Below are 3,878 nucleotides of genomic sequence, written 5' to 3'. Positions count from 1 at the left end.
GCCGGGCGCCCGGTGGCCCCCGAGGACGTACGGGCCGCCGTGCGGGCGCAGAACGGCGCGGGGCTGGCCCGCCTCGCGCGCCGGGTGGAGCCCGCGGTCGGCTGGGACGACCTGGTGCTGCCGCCGAGGACCCTGAGGGGCCTGCGCGAACTCGCGGTGCGCGCCCGCCACCGCGACCAGGTGCTCGGCCAGTGGGGGATGCGGCCGGGCGGCGGCCGCGGGCGTGGCGTGATCGCGCTGTTCGCCGGGGAGTCCGGCACCGGCAAGACGATGTCCGCCGAGGTGGTCGCCACCGACCTGGGCATGGACCTGTACGTGGTCGACCTGTCGACCGTGGTGGACAAGTACATCGGCGAGACCGAGAAGAACCTGGAGCGCATCTTCACCGAGGCGTCGGCGGTCAACGCGGTGCTGCTGTTCGACGAGGCGGACGCGATCTTCGGCAAGCGCTCCGAGGTGAAGGACGCCCGCGACCGGCACGCCAACATCGAGTCGGCGTACCTGCTCCAGCGGATGGAGTCCTTCGACGGCATCGCCGTGCTGACCACCAACCTGCGGGCCAACCTGGACGAGGCGTTCACCCGGCGGCTCGACGTGGTGGCCGACTTCCCGATGCCCGACGCGGCGCAGCGGCTCGCGCTGTGGGAGCGGTGTCTGGGCGAGCGGCTGCCGCGCGCCGAGGACGTCGACCTCACGTTCTGCGCGGACCGGTTCGAGCTGGCGGGCGGCTCGATCCGGTCGTGTGCGGTGACGGCCGCGTATCTCGCGGCGGATTCGGGGAATGAGCTGACGATGCGGCAGGTGGTGGAGTCGGTCGCGCAGGAGTACCGCAAGCTCGGCCGGCTGGTGCTGGCCGCCGAGTTCGGTCCCTGGCTCGCGCAGGTCACGGCCGCCTGACCCTGCACGCGAGGTGCGGCGTGCCCGCCCGCGCGGGCAGCCGGGCTGCCCTCGGGCAGGGCCCGATGTCCCCTGCCGCGGGGCACGGTCCGAGGAAAGGGTGGAGGAGACCCGGACCGCAGGACCCGTGAAGGAGCGAGCATGCCGACGTACCTCACCCCAGGTGTTTACGTGGAGGAGGTGCAGTCCGGTGCTCGCCCGATCGAGGGTGTGGGCACCGCGGTCGCCGCGTTCGTCGGCTTCGCCGAGGACGGCCCGTTCCACGAGCCCACGCTGGTGACGAGCTGGGACCAGTACAGCCGGATCTTCGGCGGTTTCGTGCAGGGCGCGTACCTGCCGCACTCCGTCTACGGCTACTTCGCCAACGGCGGCGGCTCCGCCTACGTCGTGCGCATCGGCGGCTCCGCCGACGACTCCTCCGCCCCGGCCGGGAACGGCGCAGGCGCGCGGCCCGAGCAGGCGGCGCTCGCCGTCGAGGTGGGCGGCTTCCAGATCGCGGCCAAGCCCGGCGTGACCGGCGTGTCCATCGAGATCGCCGACCCGGAGGGCGAGAACCCGCCGGAGGACCGCTTCCGCGTCCTGGTCCGCCAGGGCGAGCAGGTGGCCGAGACCTACGACGCCTCGACCCGCCGGAACGTCAAGGGCTACCTGCCCACCCAGGCCCGCAACTCCAAGCTGATCGAGGTGAGCGAGCAGCGCGGCGGGAACCAGACCCGGCCGGCCGCGCAGACGATCGCCGTGCCGGACGCCCCGGCCGCGCCCGCGCCCTCGGCCTCCGGCCAGGTGGCCCGGCTGGACCCGGCCGAGTACGTCGGTGACGCCGACGCGCGCACCGGCTTCGCCGGTCTGGAGAGCGTGGACGAGATCACCATGGTCGCCGTCCCCGACCTGATGAGCGCCTACCAGCGCGGTGACATCGACGCCGAGGGCCTGCGCACGGTGCAGCTCGCCGTCATCTCGCACTGCGAGCAGATGGGCGACCGCGTCGCCGTCCTCGACGCCCCGCCCGGCCTCTCCGCGCAGGCGGTCCGCAACTGGCGCAACGACGAAGCGGGTTACGACTCCCGCTACGCCACCCTGTACTACCCCTGGGTCCGGGTGCTGGACCCGGCGGCCGGGCGCAACATCACCGTCCCGCCGAGCGGCCACGTCGCCGGCCTGTGGGCCCGCAGCGACACCGAGCGCGGGGTGCACAAGGCGCCCGCGAACGAGGTGATCCGCGGCGCGGTCGACCTGGAGCTGCGGCTGAGCAAGGGCGAGCAGGACCTGCTCAACCCGATCGGCGTGAACTGCATTCGTACCTTCCCCGGCCGGGGTGTGCGGGTCTGGGGTGCGCGCACCCTCTCCTCCGACCCGGCGTGGCGCTACCTGAACGTGCGCCGGCTCTTCAACTACCTGGAGGAGTCGATCCTGCTCGGCACCCAGTGGGTGGTGTTCGAGCCGAACGACGACCGGCTCTGGTCGAGCATCCGGCGCAACGTCAGCGCCTTCCTCACCGAGGAGTGGCGCCGGGGCGCGCTGTTCGGGCGCACGGCGGCGGAGGCGTTCTACGTCAAGTGCGACCGGGACAACAACCCGCAGGAGTCCATCGACCAGGGACGCGTGGTCTGTGAGATCGGCGTCTCGCCGGTCAAGCCGGCCGAGTTCGTGGTGTTCCGGCTCGCGCAGTTCTCCGACAGCACCAGCTTCGTCGACGAGTGACCACCGTCGCTTCCGGCACTTATCCACCCAGAAAGGTGACAGACAGTCATGGCTGAGGGCGATGCTCTTTCCACCCATATCTTCGGCGTCCAGCTCGGCGGCTACCTGGTCGAATCCATCCAGGAGATCAGCGGCCTGAGCGTCGAGGAGGAGGTGGTCGAGGTCCGGCAGGTCAGCTCCGAGGGCAAGCAGATCATCCGCAAGCAGCCGGGCGCCCGCCAGGCCGGCGAGATCACGATCACCCGGGGACTCGACCAGAGCAGCGAGTTCACCTCGTGGATCAAGGAGACGCTGAACAACGGCGCGGTGGACACGGCGCGGCAGAATCTCACCATCGAGATCAAGGACTCCACCGGTGAGACCGTGCGGCGCATCCAGCTCATGCAGGGCTGGGCGTCCAAGTGGGAGGGCCCGTCCCTCAAGGCGGGCGAGTCGTCGGCCGCCACCGAGTCCGTGACCATCGTGTTCGAGGAGATCATCGTCGAATGAGGCGCCGTACGGTGACCGCGGGCAACCTGGACGAGATCCTCCAGGCGACGGCTCCCGCGAAGGACGAGGCGGAGGCGGTGTCCAAGCCGTTCACGCCCGCGGCGCCGCCGCGCCAGGAACCCGCGCTGCGCACGGAGTTCGAGTTCGAGCTGCCGCGCGGGTACGTCGACGAGGCGGGCACCGTGCACCGGCACGGCTCGATGCGGCTGGCCACGGCCCGCGACGAGCTGCGCCCGCAGATCGACCTGCGGGTCAAGGAGAACCCCGAGTACCTCAGTGTCGTGCTGCTCAGCCAGGTGATCACCCGGATCGGCACGGTCACCGATGTGCACGCGGGGATCGTGGAGCGGATGTACGCGACCGATGTCGCGTTCCTCCAGGACTTCTACCGGCGCGTCAACAGCGAGGGCCACACGCGTGCGGCGGTCACCTGCCCGCACTGCGAGGGCGGCTTCGAGGTCTACCTCTCGGGTGGGCGCCTGGGGGAATCGTGACGTACGCGCCTTCCCGGCTGCGGGAGGAGATCGCGTACGTCGCCTACCACTTCCACTGGAGCCGCGAGGAGATCCTCGACCTCACCCATGCCGAGCGCCAGGAGTGGGTCACCGAGATCGCCCGCATCAACACCCGCGTGAACGAAGGCGGTTGACCGCATGGGATGGCGAGACAGGGTGCGTCGGCCCCGGCCGCCCGCCGCCGGGAACGCCGGCAGCGCCGGCTCCGGTTCAGTGGAGCCGGCGCCTGCGGGCGTCGGCGTGCCCGAGGGCTGGGACGGCGGCTGGCGTGCGGCT

The 3,878-nt window shown here is 71.5% G+C and carries 5 protein-coding genes; all 5 read left to right on the top strand.

Features of this window, described 5'->3' with window-relative positions:
• Positions 1-897, top strand: an 897-nt coding sequence (locus tag GT030_RS16605) for an ATP-binding protein (RefSeq protein WP_161201764.1), incomplete at its 5' end; no start/stop codon positions are given.
• Positions 898-1,038: 141 nt separating this feature from the next.
• Positions 1,039-2,598 carry a phage tail sheath family protein gene (locus tag GT030_RS16600; protein WP_161201763.1) on the top strand — a complete coding sequence of 520 codons (1,560 nt, stop codon included), beginning with the start codon at positions 1,039-1,041 and terminating at the stop codon, positions 2,596-2,598.
• Positions 2,599-2,646: 48 nt separating this feature from the next.
• Positions 2,647-3,087: a phage tail protein gene (locus GT030_RS16595; protein ID WP_030803419.1), complete on the top strand. Its 441-nt coding sequence runs from the start codon at positions 2,647-2,649 to the stop codon at positions 3,085-3,087.
• On the top strand, positions 3,084-3,581 hold the full coding sequence (locus tag GT030_RS16590; RefSeq protein ID WP_161201762.1) for a zinc-ribbon domain-containing protein: 498 nt from the start codon (positions 3,084-3,086) through the stop codon (positions 3,579-3,581). Before GT030_RS16595 ends, GT030_RS16590 begins: the two co-directional genes overlap by 4 nt.
• Entirely contained in the window at positions 3,578-3,736 is a 159-nt protein-coding gene (locus GT030_RS35690) for a DUF6760 family protein (RefSeq protein ID WP_237522537.1), read from the top strand. Before GT030_RS16590 ends, GT030_RS35690 begins: the two co-directional genes overlap by 4 nt.
• Positions 3,737-3,878: the final 142 nt, after the last annotated feature.

Origin of the sequence: Streptomyces sp. SID1328 (assembly GCF_009865595.1) — a bacterium.
Taxonomy (GTDB): Bacteria; Actinomycetota; Actinomycetes; order Streptomycetales; family Streptomycetaceae; genus Streptomyces; species Streptomyces griseoluteus.
This window is presented reverse-complemented; position numbering and strand designations above follow the sequence as displayed.